The 21,029-nt window shown below is 48.3% G+C and carries 13 protein-coding genes and 1 pseudogene; 7 read left to right on the top strand and 7 right to left on the bottom strand.

The features are described from left to right. Window positions 1–252 precede the first annotated feature (252 nt). Both NDI52_RS13210 and NDI52_RS13215 read right to left on the bottom strand, forming a co-directional pair. On the bottom strand, window positions 253–1,359 hold the full coding sequence (locus NDI52_RS13210) for a glycosyltransferase (RefSeq protein ID WP_190774385.1): 1,107 nt from the start codon (window positions 1,357–1,359) through the stop codon (window positions 253–255). A 627-nt stretch (window positions 1,360–1,986) separates the two neighbouring features. Then, a complete protein-coding gene (locus tag NDI52_RS13215; RefSeq protein ID WP_190774386.1) occupies window positions 1,987–2,289 on the bottom strand; it encodes a hypothetical protein in 303 nt (100 codons plus the stop codon). Between the two features lie 263 nt (window positions 2,290–2,552). On the opposite strand from NDI52_RS13215, the gene trpS reads away from it, so the two are divergent. The 5 genes and pseudogenes from trpS to NDI52_RS13240 all read left to right on the top strand — a co-directional run bounded on the left by trpS (window position 2,553) and on the right by NDI52_RS13240 (window position 7,358). Beyond that, window positions 2,553–3,563: a tryptophan--tRNA ligase gene (trpS, locus tag NDI52_RS13220; protein WP_190774387.1), complete on the top strand. Its 1,011-nt coding sequence runs from the start codon at window positions 2,553–2,555 to the stop codon at window positions 3,561–3,563. Window positions 3,564–3,793: 230 nt separating this feature from the next. Further along, window positions 3,794–4,765: a methylenetetrahydrofolate reductase gene (locus NDI52_RS13225; RefSeq protein WP_190774388.1), complete on the top strand. Its 972-nt coding sequence runs from the start codon at window positions 3,794–3,796 to the stop codon at window positions 4,763–4,765. 188 nt (window positions 4,766–4,953) lie between these two features. After that, window positions 4,954–5,379 (top strand): annotated as a pseudogene (locus tag NDI52_RS13230) (peptidylprolyl isomerase); the annotation flags it as partial. Between the two features lie 216 nt (window positions 5,380–5,595). Then, on the top strand, window positions 5,596–6,291 hold the full coding sequence (locus tag NDI52_RS13235) for a calcium-binding protein (RefSeq protein WP_347280205.1): 696 nt from the start codon (window positions 5,596–5,598) through the stop codon (window positions 6,289–6,291). An 80-nt stretch (window positions 6,292–6,371) separates the two neighbouring features. Beyond that, entirely contained in the window at window positions 6,372–7,358 is a 987-nt protein-coding gene (locus NDI52_RS13240; RefSeq protein WP_190774390.1) for a M48 family metallopeptidase, read from the top strand. Window positions 7,359–7,735: 377 nt separating this feature from the next. Here the strand turns inward: NDI52_RS13240 and NDI52_RS13245 are convergent, their stop codons facing one another. The 4 genes from NDI52_RS13245 to NDI52_RS13260 form a co-directional block, all read right to left on the bottom strand. Beyond that, the gene (locus NDI52_RS13245) at window positions 7,736–9,232 is read right to left on the bottom strand and encodes a glycosyltransferase family 2 protein (RefSeq protein WP_190774391.1); all 1,497 of its coding nucleotides are present in this window, start codon (window positions 9,230–9,232) and stop codon (window positions 7,736–7,738) included. Window positions 9,233–10,132: 900 nt separating this feature from the next. Beyond that, window positions 10,133–11,179 carry a hemerythrin domain-containing protein gene (locus NDI52_RS13250; RefSeq protein WP_190774392.1) on the bottom strand — a complete coding sequence of 349 codons (1,047 nt, stop codon included), beginning with the start codon at window positions 11,177–11,179 and terminating at the stop codon, window positions 10,133–10,135. A 505-nt stretch (window positions 11,180–11,684) separates the two neighbouring features. Continuing rightward, on the bottom strand, window positions 11,685–12,791 hold the full coding sequence (locus tag NDI52_RS13255; RefSeq protein ID WP_190774393.1) for a phosphatase domain-containing protein: 1,107 nt from the start codon (window positions 12,789–12,791) through the stop codon (window positions 11,685–11,687). A 605-nt stretch (window positions 12,792–13,396) separates the two neighbouring features. Continuing rightward, window positions 13,397–13,798 carry a PPC domain-containing protein gene (locus tag NDI52_RS13260; protein ID WP_190774394.1) on the bottom strand — a complete coding sequence of 134 codons (402 nt, stop codon included), beginning with the start codon at window positions 13,796–13,798 and terminating at the stop codon, window positions 13,397–13,399. Between the two features lie 517 nt (window positions 13,799–14,315). On the opposite strand from NDI52_RS13260, the gene NDI52_RS13265 reads away from it, so the two are divergent. Together NDI52_RS13265 and NDI52_RS13270 are read left to right on the top strand one after the other, a co-directional pair. Further along, complete coding sequence (locus tag NDI52_RS13265; protein ID WP_190774395.1) at window positions 14,316–17,726, top strand: GAF domain-containing protein; 3,411 nt, start codon at window positions 14,316–14,318, stop codon at window positions 17,724–17,726. Between the two features lie 11 nt (window positions 17,727–17,737). Then, the gene (locus NDI52_RS13270; RefSeq protein WP_190774396.1) at window positions 17,738–18,895 is read left to right on the top strand and encodes an ATP-binding protein; all 1,158 of its coding nucleotides are present in this window, start codon (window positions 17,738–17,740) and stop codon (window positions 18,893–18,895) included. Between the two features lie 183 nt (window positions 18,896–19,078). Here the strand turns inward: NDI52_RS13270 and NDI52_RS13275 are convergent, their stop codons facing one another. Then, window positions 19,079–20,236, bottom strand: a complete 1,158-nt coding sequence (locus tag NDI52_RS13275) for a PAS domain-containing protein (protein WP_190774397.1) — start codon at window positions 20,234–20,236, stop codon at window positions 19,079–19,081. Between the last annotated feature and the right edge of the window lie 793 nt (window positions 20,237–21,029).

Raw genomic sequence — 21,029 nt, forward strand, 5'->3', positions numbered from 1 at the left:
AAAAAGAAAGTTCCAAAACCCGAACGGCAAAAAGACAAACCTCATGTCTCCACTGCTCGATTGCTGAGTGAATCGAAATCTAAAAAAGATAAAAAAGCACCTTGAAAGGGCTGGTACCAAATACCCGACACTGAAAATTGAAAGATTACTAGACTCGACGGGTCATGCTTGTCCATGTTTGAAAGTGGAGAGTGCATTCCCCACTTCTATGGATGATTTCCGTCGCTGGCTTCTTCTAACGATATGAGAAGCTCACACCACTTCCGATTGCCGAGGCTCTGCTCCCATGGATAAGGGTGTTTCCCTCGCTCCGACGGGTTGGGTAATCGCCTGTAATTGCGTAATATCCGCTGCAAGCTTCTCAGGAATGGGAAGATTGAACTGCTGAAATATAGACTGCAAACGATAACGCCAATCATGCCGCAAACGACACTCTAACGTGTTTCGCGCCGAAACTTTTGCCAATAAGCTGTCATTAGCAAGTAATTCTTCAAAAAACGGTATCCAGTCTTCTGGCGAATCTGGAATCTCAAACGTACTATCTGGCCAGTCGAGCAGTTGATCGGTTCCCTTACCAAACGGACGTTTACCCACGATCGCCGCTCCCGCGGCCCAACCCTCAAGCCAGCGATATACTAGAGGCGATTGGCCCTGAAAACGTGGCACATCACTCACTTCAAAACACAGGCTCACCTTTGAGCGGCTGAGTAATCGATTGTGTAATGTGATGTGTTCTTGCGGATCAGTAACCGTTCCGTGATCAAATGTGGAATGGAAATAGAGGCGATCGCTATAAGACTGATTAAAATGTTTCTGTAGACATTGGTGAACAGCCTTGTTGGTCCGACCATAACCCATAACATCGATAGAGCGCTGAGCTTGTTGCTCAAATCGGAAAGTGTTTACCCCTAAAGGCAGAAAAGAAGTATCAATGGAATGGATAGCTTGTACAGCATCAACCATCTCTGCCGAAACAACGAAAAGATGATTAATGTGGGATAAAGCTTGTGATCTTAATGCTTTCGGATCAAATCCATCCAGTAGATAGGCAATTCGCAAGTCAAATTGATCTAATAAAGAACCCAACGTGAATATAGATGATAGAAAGTGGGAGGAATGCCCAATCATCAATAGAACATTGGGTGCATTGCCTAATGTCGGTAGTCGATCTAAGGTATACCAGGTTTTGGAGATACGCTGCCAGAGTCGACGGAGCTTGTTACGGCGAATTCTATGAACTTGGGGATGGAGAAAATATGGATCGCACGTAGTTGCCAGCGTATCCTGAAAAGCGTAACAGACAGACCAGCCTATGTGGCGGTTCTGTGGGGGCAATTCTGTTAGAGCGTAGATGTTCATAGCTCACCTGTATCGTGTCACCAGGCATACAATTGCCACTGTAGTTCACCACCTCTACCATTTTTGTGCAATAGAAGGGGATGAAGCCCAAGTTGAAACCTTCTCGCACCTGAAAAATCTTTTATAGAATTGGCGAACAACAAGCTTATGAGCAAAAGTGTTGCACGGTTTTGCCTAACCTTTTATCGCACTAGATAAATGTGCTACGTAAATACTCGTATGGACTTTGTGAATCAAAAATACATTTCATCTAAAATTCATTCGTATTTTATATCCCGCCACAGATCAAATAGGCTTTATTAAGAGCACATAAAGCTAAGTTCCCCAGGATACAGAAAACATACGGTTTTCATTTCAAATTTTTTCCATTTCAAATTTATGGTCAGGATGCAGCTTTTCTATCGCCATCCTCGCTTCGGTACTGTGAGGAACACATAAAAATAAACCCCAGAACGTTGTGAGAGAAGCACAGCTCTGCCGTGCTTTCTACATCCAGTTCCAGGGTTTAATTTTACAAATCTATAGCCGTTTCAAAGCCAGTGAGGTGCGAGATGCATACGACACCACACACCCATTTCGCACCTCACTGGCTTTGAAAGAAGTGTGAGTTAACGAGCAACTACTCGTTTACTGTTCCTGCACCAGACGCAAGTAATTTTGCTGGAGTTGAATGTGGTCAGCAGCCAAGCGCTCGGTCATGGAACGCTCAACATTGCTCATCTCTTCCCAAAAGGCAGCAGAACGACGGGCGAGCAGAAGCTCCTTCCAAAGTCGCTCAACAACTTGCATCGCTTCAGGGGGAGCGCTCGTCAAGTCATGCTTAAATTCGGCAAATACGCGTTCTGCATCCAGGTGAGCCTTTGGATCCCTGGCTAACTCGAAACACTCGGCTAGAGGCTCGGAAGGCAAGCTCGCGGTAGGCTGAGACATAATGACGTCTTTCCATTTACATTTCTTAATTATGACAGAGCAATTCCCAGGTTGACAAGGGCAACATCTATTCATCATGGTTGAAACTTCTCAGTTTTTGTGACTGACCAAAGACCAGCCCCACTGAAAATTTGCTGTCTCTGCAAAAATCCTCCCGCCAGATGCCCTCGCCAGAGGCGATAATCAGGATAATTTCCGTAACTGTTTGTCACGGTTAATCTACGTGCCTTTTGTCAAAAGATTTATCAAGAGAGTTGGGTCACATGGGTAAGCAACGGGTTCTCTCTGGCATTCAGCCCACGGGCGATTTGCACCTGGGCAACTATCTGGGAGCCATCCGCAATTGGGTCGAAATGCAGCATGACTATGATAGCTATTTGTTCATGGCAGATTTGCATGCCATCACTGTGCCCCACGACCCTGCCACCCTGGCCAACAACACCCGCCAGGTAGCAGCGTTATACCTGGCAAGCGGCATTAGTCTGGAGCATGCCACCATCTTTGTGCAATCTCATGTTTCTGCCCATAGTGAACTTGCCTGGCTGTTTACTTGTATCACCCCTGTCAATTGGCTGGAAGACATGATCCAGTTCAAGGAGAAATCCATCAAGCAAGGGGAGAATGTAGGTGCAGGGTTGCTCACCTACCCGGCTCTGATGGCAGCCGACATCCTTCTGTATGAGCCCGACAAAGTACCCGTCGGAGAAGATCAGAAGCAACACCTAGAACTCACCCGTGACATTGCAGCCCGCCTCAATTATCAATTTGGGAGCGAGGAAAAGCCTATTTTGAAGCTGCCTGATCCACTCATCCGCCCTGAGGGGGCACGAGTTATGAGCCTGACAGATGGCACCCGAAAAATGTCCAAGTCTGACCCATCCGATCTCAGCCGCATTAATCTGCTGGATACGCCTGAGCAAATTCAGCATAAGATCAAACGCTGCAAAACTGATTCCACCCGCGGCCTCTGGTTTAATGACGCCGATCGCCCAGAATGTAACAACCTGTTAACCCTCTATATGGTGTTATCAGGTCAAACCAAAGAAGCAGTCGAAGCTGAGTGCCGAGAAATGGGTTGGGGTCAGTTCAAACCTCTGTTTACAGAAACTGTGATCACAGCTCTGAAACCCATTCAGGACAAGTACCAGGAGATTATGGAGGAGCCAGGGTATCTGGATTCTGTGCTTCGCCAGGGTGCAGAAAAGGCTACCGAAGTAGCGAGTCAAACCTTACTGAAGGTAAAACAGTCCCTCGGCTACTACTTACCTACGTAGACCTAAACGAGTTCAACTGGGCGTAAGTTCGCTTACGTCCCAGGATACTAGAGAAAGTATTTTTACCTCTCACAAACGAAAAAATCTATCCTTTTTGGAGGTTTACGAACATCCTCTGCTAGAGGGTTTGATATATCCACTACCAGGGTTCAAAATCCGAAAAAGACCAGGGGCTGGTATCCTATTGATTCCAAAGCTCCCAATGTTCATCACCCTTAGGTATAGCTTGCATGGATTTTTCATCCCCTTTCCCGTCCAGTTCTCTTTCCCGCTTCCGGGCTGCCGCTCAGGCCGGAGAGTTTCTGGTGACGGCGGAGGTGATGCCCCCCAAGGGCGGTGACCCGAGCCACATGCTGGAAATGGGCTGTTTGCTGAAGGACTGGGTACACGGGGTCAACGTAACCGACGGTAGCCGTGCTGTCATGCGCATGTCATCACTGGTAGCTTCCGCACTCCTACTGCAAAACGGGATTGAGCCAATCTTTCAGATTGCGTGTCGCGATCGCAACCGCATTGCCCTTCAGGCAGATCTCATAGGCGCTCAGGCTCTCGGTATCCGCAACGTCCTTGCCCTAACGGGCGACCCTGTGGCGGCTGGCGATCATCCTGAGGCCAAGCCTGTCTTTGATTTAGAGTCGGTTCGCTTAATTCGCCTGATCCATAGGTTAAATGCTGGCGAAGACTGTAACGGTAAGCCCTTAACGAACCAGGCCACTACGCTGTTTCCTGGAGCAGCCGTTGATCCCCAATGTAATAGTTTGTCGGGTTTACAACGGCGTTTTGAGCGGAAAGTAGAAGCTGGAGCCCAGTTTTTCCAGAGTCAGCTCATTTCAGACTTTGAACGGTTCGAAAAATTCATGGATAAGATTGCGGCCCCCTATAATGTACCGGTGCTCGCAGGAATTTTTCTGCTAAAGTCTGCTAAAAATGCACTCTTTATCAATAAGAATGTCCCTGGAGTCACTATCCCTGACCATATTATTGAGCGGTTAGAAAAAGCGCAGGATCCGCTGGCAGAGGGGGTGGCGATCGCCGCGGAGCAAGTTCAATCTGCCCGCGATCTCTGCCAGGGTGTACATCTCATGGCCGTTCGCCGAGAAGATTTAATTCCTGCCATTTTAGAAAAGGCAGGAATTAAACCTATAGCTGAGCCGTCCGCTACTAATGGTCACTCTGCTAAGGCAAGCCACGTTTACGAGTGAATTTAACTGTCCAGATATAAATCAATACTGTTATGGCAATTGCGGTCAATCCTATCGCTAACGTTGTAGATCGAGAAGCCGAAACCACAACGATCAATCTGTTCAATAACTTTGACGATACCCTGACAACCGGCTTGGTAGCCAGGTTTGAGCTCTACAATACGGCTTTGAATGGTGGGGTCACAAACGTTGTTTTGTTTGATCAGCCTGGGGCTGGAGCTCCACTGACCGTTCAAAACTTCCGAAATTACGTTAACAGCGGCGCTTACACCAACTCAATTATTCACCGCTCTGTACCGGGATTCGTAGTGCAGGGCGGTGGTTTTACTGTAAATGGATTAGACGCCGTACTGGAGGCAACCCCGAACAACGGTGCAGCAGCAGTTGGGGTTATTCCCGCTAATGCACCTGTTCAGAATGAGTTTAGTGCTGGACGGTCCAACCTGCGCGGTACGATCGCCATGGCTAAATTAGGGGGAGACCCCAACAGTGCAACCAACCAGTGGTTCTTTAACTTAGCCAACAACTCGGCCAACTTGGATGCCCAGAACGGCGGGTTTACAGTCTTTGGCCAGGTTTTACCCGCTGATCTGGATGTTATCGATGCGATCGCCACTGTTCCCCGCTTTAATGGCACAGGCTTCTTCGGCCAGGGAGCCTTTGATACCCTGCCTTTACAGATTGATCCCGCCAATCCATCCGTAACCGGAGACGAGGATCTGGTACGCTATCGCAGCATTACCGTTTCACAGTTGAGCGAGTTGCGGTTTAACGTGGTCCGAAACTCAAACTCTGCTCTGGTCAACGCCCGTATCCAGAACAATAACCTGGTGCTCAGTTATCGTCCTGCTCCCATTAAAACTGCCACCATCACCGTCCGTGCGACCAACCTGCTTGGGCAGTTTATCCAAGACACCTTCCTGGTAACAGTCCAGCAAAATCCCGCTACTGTAGGCAATGATGTTCTTTCCGGAACAAACGCTGATAATCGGATTGATGGCTTAAGGGGCAATGACCGTATTTTCGGTTTTGGCGGCAACGACCAGCTCATCGGGCGGTTGGGTCGCGATCGCATCAATGGCGGTGCCGAGAATGACAGACTCGATGGGGGCGCGGATGCTGATTCTCTTCTGGGGGCTGGGGGGCGCGATCGCCTCATCGGTGGGCTCGGTAGCGACACGTTAACGGGCGGAACCGAGGCAGATCAGTTTGTGTTTGATATAGGTCGTACCTTTCAAACATCCTCAATCGGTATTGATGTCGTCACTGATTTCCAGAGACCCGATAAACTGATTCTCGATCGCACGACATTTACAGCCCTCAGCAGCAATCAGGTTAGCTTTCAGGCCGTAGGTACGCTTGCTCAAGCTCAGTCTAGCAGGGCCCTCTTCACCTACATTCGAGCCACAGGGGCCTTGTATTACAATCAAAACCGTCAGGCTGCTGGGTTTGGGAGCGGTGGGCAATTTGCTGATTTCAGCAATGGTTTAAGTGTGGCCGCTTCAGACTTTTTGATTCAAGCGTAGGATCTTCTGAAGTGATGGACGTCAGCGATTCAAACATCAGCGATTAAACTAGATGCAGCCAATTCCTGCCCTCTTCCCTTATGCCCTCCTACCCTGGAATTTCAGCCGCAGCATTTCGCCATCCCCTGGATTCCCAGGCTGAGCAAGCCTTGCGCAGTGTGCCCGGTTTTGACCTTGTAGCTCGCCGCTTCGTCGAGTTCACGTTTGATCGGCCCCGCTTCGTGTACCTCATGGGGAACAGCATCGAAGTAGGCCCTCGCCAGTACTCCACCATTTATCAAATATTTCGAGAATGCCTCCGAGATCTAGATATCTCTCCCGAGCCAGTTCTCTTTGTGTCTCAATCTCCAATGGTAAACGCTTATGCCATTGGGCAAGAGCGCCCTTCCGTCGTCCTCAGTACAGGTCTGTTAGAGATTAGCGGCTCTCAGGAACTACGGGCTGTTATTGCTCATGAGTTGGGGCACCTGAAGTGTGGCCATAATACCCTGACCCAGATGGCAAGTTGGGCCATTACCGTTGCTTCGGGGCTGGCAGAGATGACCTTCGGCCTCAGCACCTTGGTTAGTACCGGGATGATTCTGGCATTTTATGAGTGGCTTCGCAAAGCAGAGTTGTCCGCTGATCGGGCTGCTCTGTTGGTCATGGATGACCTCAATCCTGTTTTACAAAACATGATGCATCTGGCGGGAGGCAGTAACCGCTATGCTAATGAACTGAATTTACAGGAGTTCATGCGCCAATCCCAACGCTATCAGGATCTAGATCAGGATGGCTTGAACCAGGTTTACAAATTCTTCCTCTACAACAATCTCTCCCAAAACGTTTTTCAAACCCATCCGTTTACAGTCGAGCGGGTTTCCTTTCTACAGGAATGGGCGAATTCGGAGGAATTCCGCCAGATTCGAGCTGGGAATTATCGTCGTGGCACCCAGGGAGCGGTGGATGTAGAACCGGCACCTCCTTCTACTTCTAACACCAGCGATGACGTAGAACGGTTACGCCGCGAGCTAGCTGACCTTCAGGCCGAGATCGACCGGATTAAGCGATCGCGCCCCAATAGCTGATAATAAATTCTCAAGCAGCCATTAAAGCTGTAGCTACAGCCGCCTGGTACAAGGAGAGCGTCGGGGTTAAACCCCAACGCTCTCCTTATCCGATTCATGATGATGTGTATTCGGCAGTTTTTTCTTTGAATTGAGGCTATCGATAGCTACAGCTAATCACTCTCTTGAAGGCGTTTATTAGAAGACCAAAACTTATTGGCCTAAAAACATCATTGTCGTCACCACGAGAACAAAAGGCATCTATAGCAGCCAAGAAATAACAGCGAGTCAGAGGAGGGCTCAACAAATGCTTCTGGAGTTTCCCCCCCTATTTCTAGCAGCCCTGATTAATGCAGAACTAATCCCTGATGAAGGGTCAAGTTCTGCATCGCTAAACCTTATCGACTGCGCACAGGATAGGGTTCTTCGGGTTGGGGATGGATCGTAAGACGAGCCGCTTTACGGCGAGTACGCCGGGTGACATGCCAGGTGCGACTTCCACAGATGTGATTGTAGAACGCGACCAGGGCTACCACACTACGGAACCAGAAGTAGAAAGGAGACAGCAAACAGTAGAGCGCTCCATGCCAGAGGGACAGGGGCGAATTCGAGAACTTTGGACGAATGGCAACTACCACCTGAGCCACAATACTCAGGGTTAGAATACCCATCATGCTCCAATTCCAGGTTTCCATCGCATCGGTCAAGTTATGGCCCGGATCAATCAGCGCCAAACTCAGAGAGATCGGAATGGCCTGCCAGATAATGGGATGGAAGTATTGACTATAGAGCAGGATAATGACCCAACCCACTTTTTGGAAGGGATCAAGATAGGGCGATCGCAATACCCCGCCCAGGTATTGCCGCGCCACCTCAATCCACCCCTGGCTCCAGCGCTGCCGCTGCAACCACAATGACTTCAGATTATCCGGTGCCAGCTCCGTTGTCAGAATAGCGGGGTCATGGACGATACGGTACCCCTGTAGCAAGGCCCGCAGTGTTGCGTCAATATCCTCTGTTAAACGAGCGGCACAAAAGCCAACAGAACGGATTGCGGAGGTACGCCAGTAACCATTAGACCCTCCAAATAATGCCGTATCTGTTAGCAGCGATCGCCCATAATGGCTGACCCCATAAATACACTCAAATTCTACGGCCACCAGCGTTGTTAACCAGTTGTCGTCGTAGTTCCGGATGATATTGCGGCCCTGAACACCGTCATAGTGACCGTTTTTCAGCCATGCCCAGCCACGCATTAAACAGTCTCGGGCAGGAAGGTGATCCGCGTCAAAGATACACGTCATCTCCCCTTTAACCCGTTGTAGCGCTGCATTCAGGTTCTCGGCTTTGGAGGTACTGCCATGCACCGGGAACAGGATTAATTCTGGAAACTGGCGAGCCAGTTGCTCTAATTGCGCCTCTACCGGAAGACGGGTTGGGGTGTTGTAGGCCAGCACCACTTCCCAGCCAACCGACGGAGTCTCAACCTGAGTGAGCCAGTGTTCCAGGGTTTCCAGAATAATGTCTTGCTCATTGGGCAGGTAGGCCACCACGATCACCGAGACAAACGGAAGCTGCTGGGGAGGAACAACCGTGACCATCGGTTCGACTACAGGAGCCGAACCCGGAAGGAACTTTTGGAGTAACCCCCTGACCCGCTCAAACGATTGCGATCGCCCTCGCTGAAGAACAGCAACGGTCTCGCTGTTGACGACCACCAAACCCAACAGGGAGATCGCCATTAATGCAATTTGCAGGGGTAGTAACGAGTGGCCACGATAAAGCCAAAGACTATACAGCCCAGTGGGGATGACTAGTGACCAAAAACCCAACCATAGTAAGCGTCTGATAAGTATCCAAATATTATTAGTAGACCAGCCCAGGCTAAGCTTCATACCCGTTGGACCCCTCCTTTTCATGTGTTGTGTTCGTTAGACCTGCGATTGAATAACCATAGGAGTGATGCTTTTTCCAGGGGATTAGATTCTTTTGGCAACTCATGAAAAAGAGACTGCTGAAGCAACGCGGCCCATACCAATACGGTAGAGGGCGATCGCACAGCAGCCACCAAAAAGTAAACTTTCTAGAGTCTGATTATTAAGCCAGAAGAGGCCAATCGAATAGGGTACCTGTGCTTCTTTTCGAGACTGTCTACTCAAATCTACTGGTACACATCCTTGCAACTCAATCGGGCAGCGTCAGTATCTTAGGGAGGAGTGGATGCCCAAGTGTAACCCGAATGGCTGGACAGCCTTCAAGGTCTATCTAAGGCAATAAAAGTCTAGCATTTTGTCGAAGCGGCCACGGAAAGGGGAAGTCTCCAGATTACAAAAAACTTTGCAACCACCATAGGAGCAGAGGAACCGCAACTTTGCAAGCCCTCCAGAATCAAGGCCAACCACCATCCCCAGAGAGCAGCCTCGACAAAACATAAAATAACCTTATAGAAGTCATTAGTTAATCGATACAGTTCGACCGTATTTCCAATCCGTTGCCATAGCAAGGAGCTGTAGGACACTCCATGGGCTGTAACTTAGACCCTAGAAAAAGAAATCCCCCACATCAGTTGTAAAAGCTATTGAAGCAAGCCCAACAAGCAAAGACAGGAGACACATAGGCCCCCTGTCTTACATAAAATCCTTTCCCTACCTCCAATAGCAATTTCCTGAATTTCCTTGAGCGGTATTTTTTGCAGAAGCAAAAGCCCACTTACCAGAACAAGAAGCTATGGGAAACGAGTGAAAGGCGAATTAGTCATGACTTACTCCACGCTAATCCTGAATTTCAAACAGCTACTAGGAAAGATTTGCAGCCATTCCCTGTTGAATCCGGCTCTTAGCCGCTTTGAATTCCGTAGCCATTTGTTCTTTCTGCTCGGTGCTGCAATGTTGGTCGATCGCCGCAAACATCGTGCTCTCTTCCTGGCGGATATGGTCACCTACCATGTCCATCAGCTGCTTCACCTTGTGGCGGAACTCATCAACCTGATTAGGATCAGTAGAACGGATGTCTTCCAGCATCGACTTCATCTGGGCCTGCTCATCGTAGAGTTCCTGGGTATCGCTATCACCATAGAAGCCACGAATGCGGGGATAGACTATCTCTTCCTCAGCCAGGGCATGAGCCGACAGATCCTTATAGAGTTGCCCGAAGTACTCCTGCAACTTCTGTGGGTCGCGGGTTGCCCCGATTTCCGTAAAGATGGTGTTGGTCTTGTTGTGATCCAGACGAATGAGAGTCTGGATGTTCATGTCCTGTTTGTTCGTATTCTGGGTGATGACGCTACCAGCCATACCGGAGAGGGCGGCGATCGCATCCTGAACCCGAGCCCACAGCCCCTGGTCAGCATCCTGACCAGTCATTTCGCGCACACCCACTTGTTCGAGCACGCCTTTCAGTTGCTCCTGGTGGGCACGACCTTCGAAGTTCACGGTATTGAGAGGGGCGATCGCCGTTTCAATATCTGCACCAACCTTCTGGGCAGCCTTGTGGATGACAATGCCGCTCATGGCCTGCCCATGCTTGAGCAATTCATGTTGAATTAGCTTTTGGTAAAAGGTCAGTTCACCATCCGACATCATTTCCCGGAATCGTTCGATGAACTTATGCGTTGCGGCATTGGGTTCTGCCGGAACACCATATTGCACAATTACTGTTTCGATGATGCCCAGATTCTTCTGGTCATCCTCAAGCATGTTCTGCAACCGCTCGCGAACATCATTATAAGAGCACGCTTCTAGCAGTTTTTGATCGTTGGAAATAATGAGGTTCTGGAATGCTTTCAAGTCGGCTAATCGCTCACCGATCATCATCCGCTTTGTATCATCCAATGTAGTAACCATGGCGGTTATTCTCCTACAAAAATAGTGTTCAATCGCTCAGTCACTTGTTGACCGTTTATCTCACTTAAAAACCCATACTTGGACAGGCCATTTGATAGGAATACTGCCTGTACAGGTTTTGAACCCGGTTATTCCCCTGGAATTCCTCAGTAGCCTCTACCGTTGACAGGGTTATTCGGTAACAGGCTCAGCTGCCTTCAAATTACGAGTATTGAAGGGAATACGCACCCCTACTTTGAGGTAAATTATCGTTAATTTGACCTAACCTTAGTTATATAGCGATGTGCAAGTGCGTTAAGTACAGCAACGGTGGTGTGGGGCACTTCGTGCCCCACACCACCGTACTTAATCAACGTGCACAGGGCTATATAGTTCTCACCAGAGAGGCTTAGCGAACTCAACAGTTCTAGGCAGGTCATTCATTTATGAGAAGGGCGTTCAGTACCCCTCTTACAAAATGAATTACACAGTTAAAATACGACCATGAAAGATATGAGCTGAACGACTACTTCACAAGAGTCTTCTCAGGTTCAAGCCAACCCTGCCGGGCAGCATGTTCGATCGCATCTTGAGTATTCTGAAAGACGAGAAATGAACAACTTAAATCACGAATTGTTTGTTCGATCGTCTTCAATATCTCATGCCGTGCTGTGTTATTAGGAGTAACATCTCGAAGGTAGACTCCAAGGATGCGATCGGGATAAGTTTGCACCAGGTTCTGATAGATTTCAGCATCCCGTTGGCCCGTATCCCCAATCAAAATAAATGGTAGGTGAGGAAATCGTTCAAAAATCGGTCGAATTTGTTCAATCTTATGAATCTCATGCTTGAATGACAGCAAATTTTCGAGCGATAATTCAATATCTCGTAGCAAGATTGGACCTGGAGGAATGCGTTTGATATCCATAAATTGTTCAAACACGTCATACATGTTCCAGGCACTGCTAGAAACATAAAAGATAGGGTTTCCTTCCTTTCCACTTACCCCCCGTTGCAACCCATGGTAAAACTCAGGAACCCCATCAAACGGCTTACGGGTTTGAGCGTTGCCCAGATAAGCAATGCGAATCATCTTTAACAAATCGGTTGCAGCAGTCTCTACGATGGTGTCATCGATATCACTAATAACGCCAAAACGAGCCTGTTCTCGCACAATGAGAACCTGCCCTCGATCGCGTACAGCTCCATACCGCTTCGAGAGCGGATGCAGCAATTCCAGATCAATTCGTTCCCAAAGACGATCGCTCTCCAAAGGGGACGAGGGACGTAACTCCGTCTCAAAAAATCCTTCTCGATCGGTTACAACTTCTTGATAAATATCTCCCAAAGAAACCCTTAATCGGGCTTTTGGCACTTCATCCGTGGCAAAGCGCCGATACATATTCACCACGTTTTCTAGGAGACGCGCCTTTGTCTCACGGATTTTAATCCCCTGGTCTTGCAAAACTCGCCCCTTCACAAACAGCCATTCTGGGGTGCCATAACCCCGATACGCCATAATTTGAATCGGGTCTTCAAGACGCAACAACCGAGTAATTTTTCCCTTAACCGCATCGTAGGCATCGTTAAGGGTAGCGGTGCCCTGGGAAATGGCGCGTATCCAATCTGTCATACATTACCCCCTGGCGATCGCTTTTACGAATACGGTTATAAATTTCATTATTGCGAACAGTTTTTCCATGAATGTTGACGTCACAACGACAACACCAACACTCCCGGAAAAATAGCTCAGGATCTTTAGCTTTATTCACTAAAATAAATCAATGCTTTCGTGTTGCCATGCCCCTCAAGATATACTCGCGTTGACCAACGTTAGAGATGAAGGTAGGCTAAAGCACCTATACACAGAGCTAGAGTCAGTTTTATAAAAGGTATTTTTCGTGCACCTGACGCACAAGAAATAGCCCTATCAGGTATCTTCAAAACACACTTTAAAGTTTTTCACTGAGTCGAACTGTTCTACAGTCTGGCTCAGTGAGGAGAACCCATCTTGCACTTATTTAAGACCACCTATTGGTAAATGGAGTTATGAAACGGGATGTTGAACAGCAGCCCCACATTCCTCATAGCTCCATTCGCAACATCAGAACTAGAACTCTGAATTCTGGTGAAAGCTCCTCTATATTTAGATATTGAAAGATGGGAGGTTGCGAAGCACCCCCCATCCCTCAATAAAGGCAAACTTAAGTTGTCGAATACTAGTTAGAAACGCAACGACTACTCAGCCTGCTCAGAAACTGTCAGCACATACTGCCCCACACTGGAGCTATCATATCCATTCACAATGAAGGTATACGTTCCCGATTCTGCCAGAGTCAGAGTAATGGATGAGTTAGTGCTGCCTTCAGCGTCGTCATTTTCAGCCAGCACTTCATCACTGGGACCCAACACAGCCAGATAGGTATCAAACTCACTGCTGGCCAGGTCGATTTTAATAGCTTGCCCCTCTTCCCCATCAAAGGTGTAGACATCGTACAGGCTATTGTCAGAGGACAACATCTCATCGCCCTGCTCGAGAGCACCGTTCTCTTCCATCAAAACTGATTGGGCCTGGGCAGGCAGTGCTAGAGCGCTGAGACAGGTGGTAGCAAGAGCGATCGCAAAAGGAAGAAGCTTCATAGCAGTCCTTAACACTAAAGTAAATCCGGGTATAGAAGAGTTGGCTCACCCGTGTTATTTCCTAGATTGCCCATAAGGCCAAAAAATCACGCGGGTTCTATCTTTTGTTACACGTCCTACCCGGGTGACTCCGCAAAACCGGAGTATTTTTTTTAACATGGCACGCCCAGTCCAACCCGGCGGAAATACGCCTACGTTAGCTGGTGCGGGGTACGAAGCACCTAAACCACCCAACATAGGCGTATTCCGCTGAGCACTGGGGGTTGGATTAGAAGCCATTTTTTGTCACTTCACACCTGAAGCCTCCTACGTGAATCGTTGTACAACGAGGCCATACAACGTACACCCTCAAGAACCGATTCAATACAGGAGGTTCCTGCAAACCACCCTTAACCCGAACCTAAGCCACGTAGGTGTAATAGAAAACCCGTATTGTTCTATGACAAAACTAGAATATCCAATCCTTCGACCTGTTATACAGAAATATGAGTTCCAGCATGGCATTGTGCAAATCTAGATGACTACCGGTGTTCCAACCCTACAACAAGCCATTGATCGACATCCCCTCCTCGTCGCCCCTAATACTCCCTTATTAGATGTATTGGCATGGCTGAAAGAGCACCCCGGCTCTCCTGAATGCGCATTGGTGGTCGACAATGAGCAGCTGGTAGGAGTGTTCACCGCTCAGGAGCTTATCTCTCTCACCGTAGCTCACCAGGATCTGGCTGCGATCGCCATCGGTGACGTCATGGCACCACCGCTATTGACCTTACAGGACAGCGATCTCCTGGAAGCCACTGAGCTTCTCGCTCTGATGCAACAGCATCAAATTCAGCAAATACCTGTCCTGAATCACTTGCGCCAGGTCATTGGAATTGTCACTCCTCTGAGCTTACTGCACGCTCTAAGTAGCCCTCCCTGCCCCAGCCCTGACAGCTTAGATGTAGCTCTCAATGAAGCCTCCGGCTGGCTAGAGGTACAACAGGCCGAAGCAGCACTACAGCAATCGCAGCAACGTTATCAAACCCTGGTTGGCTTTTTGAATGGCATTGTCTGGGAAGCAGACCCCAAATCCTTGCAATTTACGTTTGTCAGCCCTCAAGTCGAAGCGATTCTGGGCTACCCGGCAGAAGCCTGGTTACAGCCTAATTTTTGGGAAGAGCACCTGCATCCCGATGATCGCCTTCCCACCCTCAAAGCATGCCATCAGGCTAGAGCATTGCGGCAGATGCACAACGTGCATTACATGGAATACCGCATGGTGGCTGCGGACGGTCATGTCGTCTGGCTCTATGACACCGTTCGGCTCGTTCAGGCTCCTGATCAGTCGGTCAGGTTAGTCGGGTTCATGTTGGAAACGACCTATCAAAAACAGGTTCAGAGTCAGCTTCAAGAACAGGAGCAGGTCTATCGAGTGTTGGTGGAAAACTCTCCTGATATTATTGAGCGCTTTGATACCCAGCTCCGGCATCTCTACATCAGCCCAGCCTTAACAGCCATTACAGGTTTGCCTGCAGACGTATTTCTGGGCAAGACCTGTCGTGACTTGAATATGGCGGAGGAAATGGTTTGTGCTTGGGAAGCGGCTGCCGCCCGGCTGCTGGCAACGGGTGAGAAGCAAATCATTGAGTTTGAGACCGCAACCCTCATGGGGGTTCGCTCCTTTGAGATGGCGATCGCCCCCGAACTAACCCATGATCAGGTCATACAGTCTATTCTGTGCATTTCCCGAGATGTCACCGATCGCAAACGGACAGAAGCCGCTCTACGCCAGCAACAACACTACACCGAGCAGATTGCCGAATCGACCCTGGCGATCCTCTATATCTATGATCTGGAGGAAAATCGTAATGTTTATGTCAACCACCAGATTGAGGCAGTTCTTGGTTATTCCCCCGCAGAGATTCAGTCCCTGGGGAGCGGCTTATTTCCAACCTTATTACATCCCGAGGATAGACCTCGGATGGCCGGAAACTTTCAGCGTTGCTCCACTCTACAAGATGGGGATGTTTTGGAAATTGAGTATCGGATGCGCCACAAGGCAGGCGAATACCGCTGGCTCTTAGGTCGCGATCGCGTTCTCAACCGTACTGAGGATGGGTCGCCCCGGCAAATGTTGGGTGTCGCGACCGATATCACCATCCTTAAAGAAACCCAGGCAGCACTACAACAACAAGCCGAGCGTGAACGGCTGGTAGCAGCGATCGCCCAACGGGTCCGCCAATCCCTCAATTTGGAAACAATTCTGAGCACAACGGTAGCGGAGGTGCGGCAATTTCTCCAGAGCGATCGCGTCATCATTTACCGCTTTGAGCAGGACTGGAGTGGCATCGTGGTTGCCGAATCCGTTACGAAGCCCTGGCAATCCATTCTCAATATGGAAATTAGGGACAGCTATTTTGTTGAGACACGAGGCCAAACTTACCAGCAAGGTACCATTCGCGCCATTGCAGATGTTTTTAACGCGGGTTTTAGCCCCTGCCATATGGAGCTGATGGAGCAGCTCCAGGTAAGAGCCAAGTTGATTGTTCCCATCCTCCAGGGTGATCATCTGTGGGGCCTATTGGTTGCCAATCATTGTTCCAAACCCCGAACCTGGCAACCATGGGAGGGAGAACTCTTGTCCCAACTGGCAACTCAGGTCGGCATTGCGATCCAACAAGCCAATCTGTATGAGCAGGCTCAGCTGGAACTAGCCGAGCGTCAACGGGCCGAAACAGCCCTGCAACACCTCAATCGAGAGCTAGAACAACGAGTGCAGGAACGGACGGAAGCTTTGCTGCAGCAAGCGGAACAGGAACGGTTGCTACGGTTCGTCACCCAACACATCCACCAATCCTTCAACTTTGATACGATCCTGACTACGGTGCTCCTTGAAACCCGCCAGACCCTGAAAGCCGATCGCGTTGCCCTCTATCGATTTAATCCGGATTGGAGTGGTAGCTTTGTAGCCGAGTCTGTGGAAGAGGGTTGGGTACCCCTGGTGGGACCGAATATTCAGAAGGTTTGGGAAGACACTCACCTGCAAGTCAGCCAGGGTGGCCGTTATCAGAAGCATGAGACCTTTGCCTTATCGGATATCTACCAGGCCAACCTGAGCCATTGTCACCTGGAACTATTGGAGCAGTTTCAAGCCAAAGCTTTTGCGATCGCCCCAATTTTTGTCCACGACACCCTGTGGGGGTTGCTGGCCGCTTACCAGAACACTGGCCCCCGTACATGGCAAAGTTGGGAAATAGACCTGTTGCAACAAATCAGTTTACAAACGGCGATCGCCATTCAGCAATCAGAATTGTACAGCCAATTAAAGAATGAGCTACGCCAAAAGGAAGTGCTGATCAAGGAAGTGCATCATCGGGTAAAGAACAACTTACAGGTAGTTTCTAGCCTACTAAATTTACAATCTGCATCGATTGAAAATCCTGACATTCTACAACCTTTTATCGAAAGCCAACGCCGTATTAGCGTCATGGCAATGATTCATGAACGGCTCTACCGTTCGGGAAATTTAGCCCGCCTAAACTTTGCAGACTATATTCGTGATTTAGTAGACGATGTTTTTCAGTCTTACCTTCCCGTTGGGTTAATGGTGAACTGGTCTGTTGAAGTTGCCAACCTCGACCTTGAATTAGATCTAGCCATTCCCTGTGGTTTAATTGTTAACGAACTGGTGTCCAATGCCATCAAATATGCATTTTCTGATGGTCTTGGAGGAGAAATTTTAATTCTTTTTGAGAATAATCTCTCTCAATATAATTTGATTATTCAGGATAATGGAATAGGTTTTCCAGAACATCTGGATTTTCGGCAAACTGAGTCTCTAGGTATGCAAATTGTGTGTGCCTTGACTCGGCAATTGGGGGGCACAATTGAATTAAGCCGTAGCTCAGGTACAACTTTCACTATTATTTTTGACGCTGCATCTTAGCAGCTCTCACTATGGGCTTTAGCATTTTAATTGTAGAAGATGAGCAATTAGTTGCCCTTGATATTCAGCGGCGATTGACCCAGTTAGGCCATCAGGTTGTTGCCATTTGCGATCGCGCAGAAACCGCTCTGGAGGCGGCTGAGAACTTCCACCCTGAGTTGATCCTGATGGACATTCACCTCAAGGGGGATACGGATGGGATTGCCATTGCAGCCCGAATCCGCGAGCGATACCAGTTGCCCATTATTTTTTTAACAGCCCATGCCGATGATGCTACCGTAGCCCAGGCCAAAGCCACCCATCCCTTCGGATATTTGATTAAGCCTGTTCAAACAAAACATCTCAATACTGCGCTCGAAATTGCAGTCTCATGGCATCAGGCTGAAATGATGATGCAAAAGGCCTTAGCTAAGGAGCGTGACCTCAGTGAGGCACTGCAACGAGCCTTAATTAAAGAAAAGCAATTAAATGAGCTAAAGTCGCAGTTTGTTTCGATTGTTTCCCATGAGTTTCGCAACCCATTAAGTTCTATCATGGCGACTCTCAGTCTCCTGGAGCGACAGGATTTACAGCTTACGGTAGAACAACGTTTAGCTTATTTGAAGCAGGCGAAAGGAACAACTGGCAGTTTGCTGGAACTCTTTGAAGATGTTTTAACCCTGAGCGACACGGAGACTTCTCAGTTTTACTGCCATCCAGTACCGATGGATGTTCTCTGGTTCTGTCGCGAATTAGTCCACGAATATCAAACTCAAGCTACAACCCATGCTCTTCATTTCGAGGTTGAGGGATGTGATAAAGCGAGCCCACTTTTTTACAATTTAGATCCAAAGTTACTGCGCCATATTCTCTGCAATTTATTATCCAATGCCATCAAATACTCCCCTGAAGGAGGCACAATTGATTTTCAACTAAACTGTGCCATGGAAACCTTAAATTTCTGCATTCAAGATCAGGGTATTGGCATTTTGCCCGAAGAACAAAGCCGTTTATTCGAGCCGTTCTGCCGAGGTTCCAATGTCAAAAAGATATCGGGTACAGGGCTGGGCTTATTTATTGTTAAAAAGTGCGTGGAAGCCCATGGAGGGGAAATTACCGTTCATAGTACCGTTGGCAGAGGTACAACATTTACCGTTACCTTACCCATCCATTGCTGCGCCAGTTCGTAGTGTGATATCAACTCGAGTGCATCCCACTTTTGTAAGTGAGGCGGGCTTCGCCCGCCTCACTTACAAAAGTGGGTTCCCAAATCTGCAAAAGTGGGATGCACCCTATCAACTCTGATTCACCTGGGTGTGAGATGTTCGCTATAGCGAACATCTCACACCCAGGTGAACCATTCCTTTATGCGTTCATGAGACGGCATCCGTTAGCTTCTGTCGTTCGCTGACGTCACGGGCAAAACTTTGATAAGCCAGGCGATCGCCATACTCAATCAACCGAATGCTGACTTCTACCGTAATCGTCGTTGCATCTTTACGGCGCAGCTGATGCACAAAAATATGGCTACCGGCTTTCTCCAATTGAGGAATTACATAGACTTGAAAATAGTCTGTGGCCTCTGTCGTTTCAATGTCTTCCAGTTTTAACTGGGTCAGCTCTTTGCGCGTATAACGAAGTCGGCGGGATGCTTTCTGATTGGCATCAATAATGCGATGAGTCTCGACATCAATGATGAAAATCATGTCATTTGCCAGTTCAAACAGATTCTTGTACTTTTCCAGAGATTCTTGCAGGGCTAACTCTGTTTCTTTGCGATGGGTAATGTCGCTAGCAATCCCAACGGTACCAATGATTTCTCCGGTTTCCGAACGAATTGGACTAAGCGTGTATTCAAAATAGCGAGGTCCCCCAGTTGTAAACACGCGCAGTTCGGCAAAGCTCTGCTTCCCAAAGGAGAGGGTGGTATCCATTTGGGAAAGGTAGAACTCTGTAAACTCAGAGGGCAGTTCGGCTTCGTAGCAAAGATGACCCAGCACTTGTGTACGGTCAAGCCCCCAGACACGCCCACCGATGGGGCTGACATACGTAAAGTGGCCAAAGCGATCGCAAATAAAGACTAGATCTGGAATGGCCGAAAAGATCTGATCGAAAATTTGCATTTGATATTCGACCTGGAGCGCAATCTGCTCTGCGCTATGGGCCATATCCATATCCAGTAATCGAATGGCTGCCGGGGGTTGATAGGGCTCCAACTGAGCCGTGTGAACTATGCTGAAATCAGGTTGCCCGTTATCGGGAAGCGGAGGTACCTGAAAAACTTGTAATACCTCTTGAATGGCTGACGTCACCTTGATAATTCCATCGCGCGCCAGGGTCTGCTGAGTGCCAGCATCTCCCGTAAGTTCGCTCATTTGTTGCCGCAATGCATCGAGTTGTTGCTGGATAGAATCCAGGCTTGTCTCGGAGTCAGGCACAGGCAAATCATAAACCTGTGCTAGCGCTTCTATCACCAAGTCTGTTTTTGTCTTTCCCAGCGCTTTGGCTTGCTTCTCAATAGCCTGAAGCATTTCCTCTGGGATCCTGAACGAAACTGTTTTACTTCCCATAAAGCCTTTTAAACTTCTTCGGCTCCTGTCCGGTAAAGCAGACCGGCATGATATAGCACCGATGAGATTCAGACACTACACGAAAGGAAACTGAATGTTAGAGAGGAAACGTTGAACACAATATCCCTCTTTCAAAGATATATCTTAACCGCTATATAGTGATGCTAGCCGTCAAGCTAGTTCAACTACTATGCCTTCATTTTTATAATTTATAAAGATTTTGATTCATTTCTTTACTAAAGCATCAAAATCTTTCACGACAAATCTCATCGATGCTCCAGAACCAGAAAAAAGCTTCTATTAAGAACCAAACTGGAGAGCAAATTGAAACAGAAACTCCCAATTTTTATACGCTTATTGATCCCTATATAGCAACGGACTAAAAATAGTGTCACTTTTCTTTATAGAAAAGCAACTCATTCATCTATACAGCGCTTTGCGCTTGAATAAAATGCAGTTATTTTTGTGAGAGCCTCGCTCCGCGAGGCTCTCACAAAAATAACTTGTACCTCATAGGCTTGAAAAGTGCTGTATGTAAGTTTGGTTACCGTATGAGAAAGATAAGAAGGTGAGCCTTAAAAACTCACATTTTCATCAGATAGCCATCATGATAACGGTTTGCAAGTCGGTCTGTTTTGACGTAGTGCACGACATCTTGCATATCGATACACTTGCTGTCTCAATCAGTTCTGAAGGCGTGAGGCATGGAGAGGCTTCGCCATGCAATGACTCATTGAGGAAGCAGAAAGCCCAG

It is taken from the genome of Leptolyngbya sp. PL-A3 (assembly GCF_039962325.1).
GTDB lineage: Bacteria > Cyanobacteriota > Cyanobacteriia > Elainellales > Elainellaceae > Vacuolonema.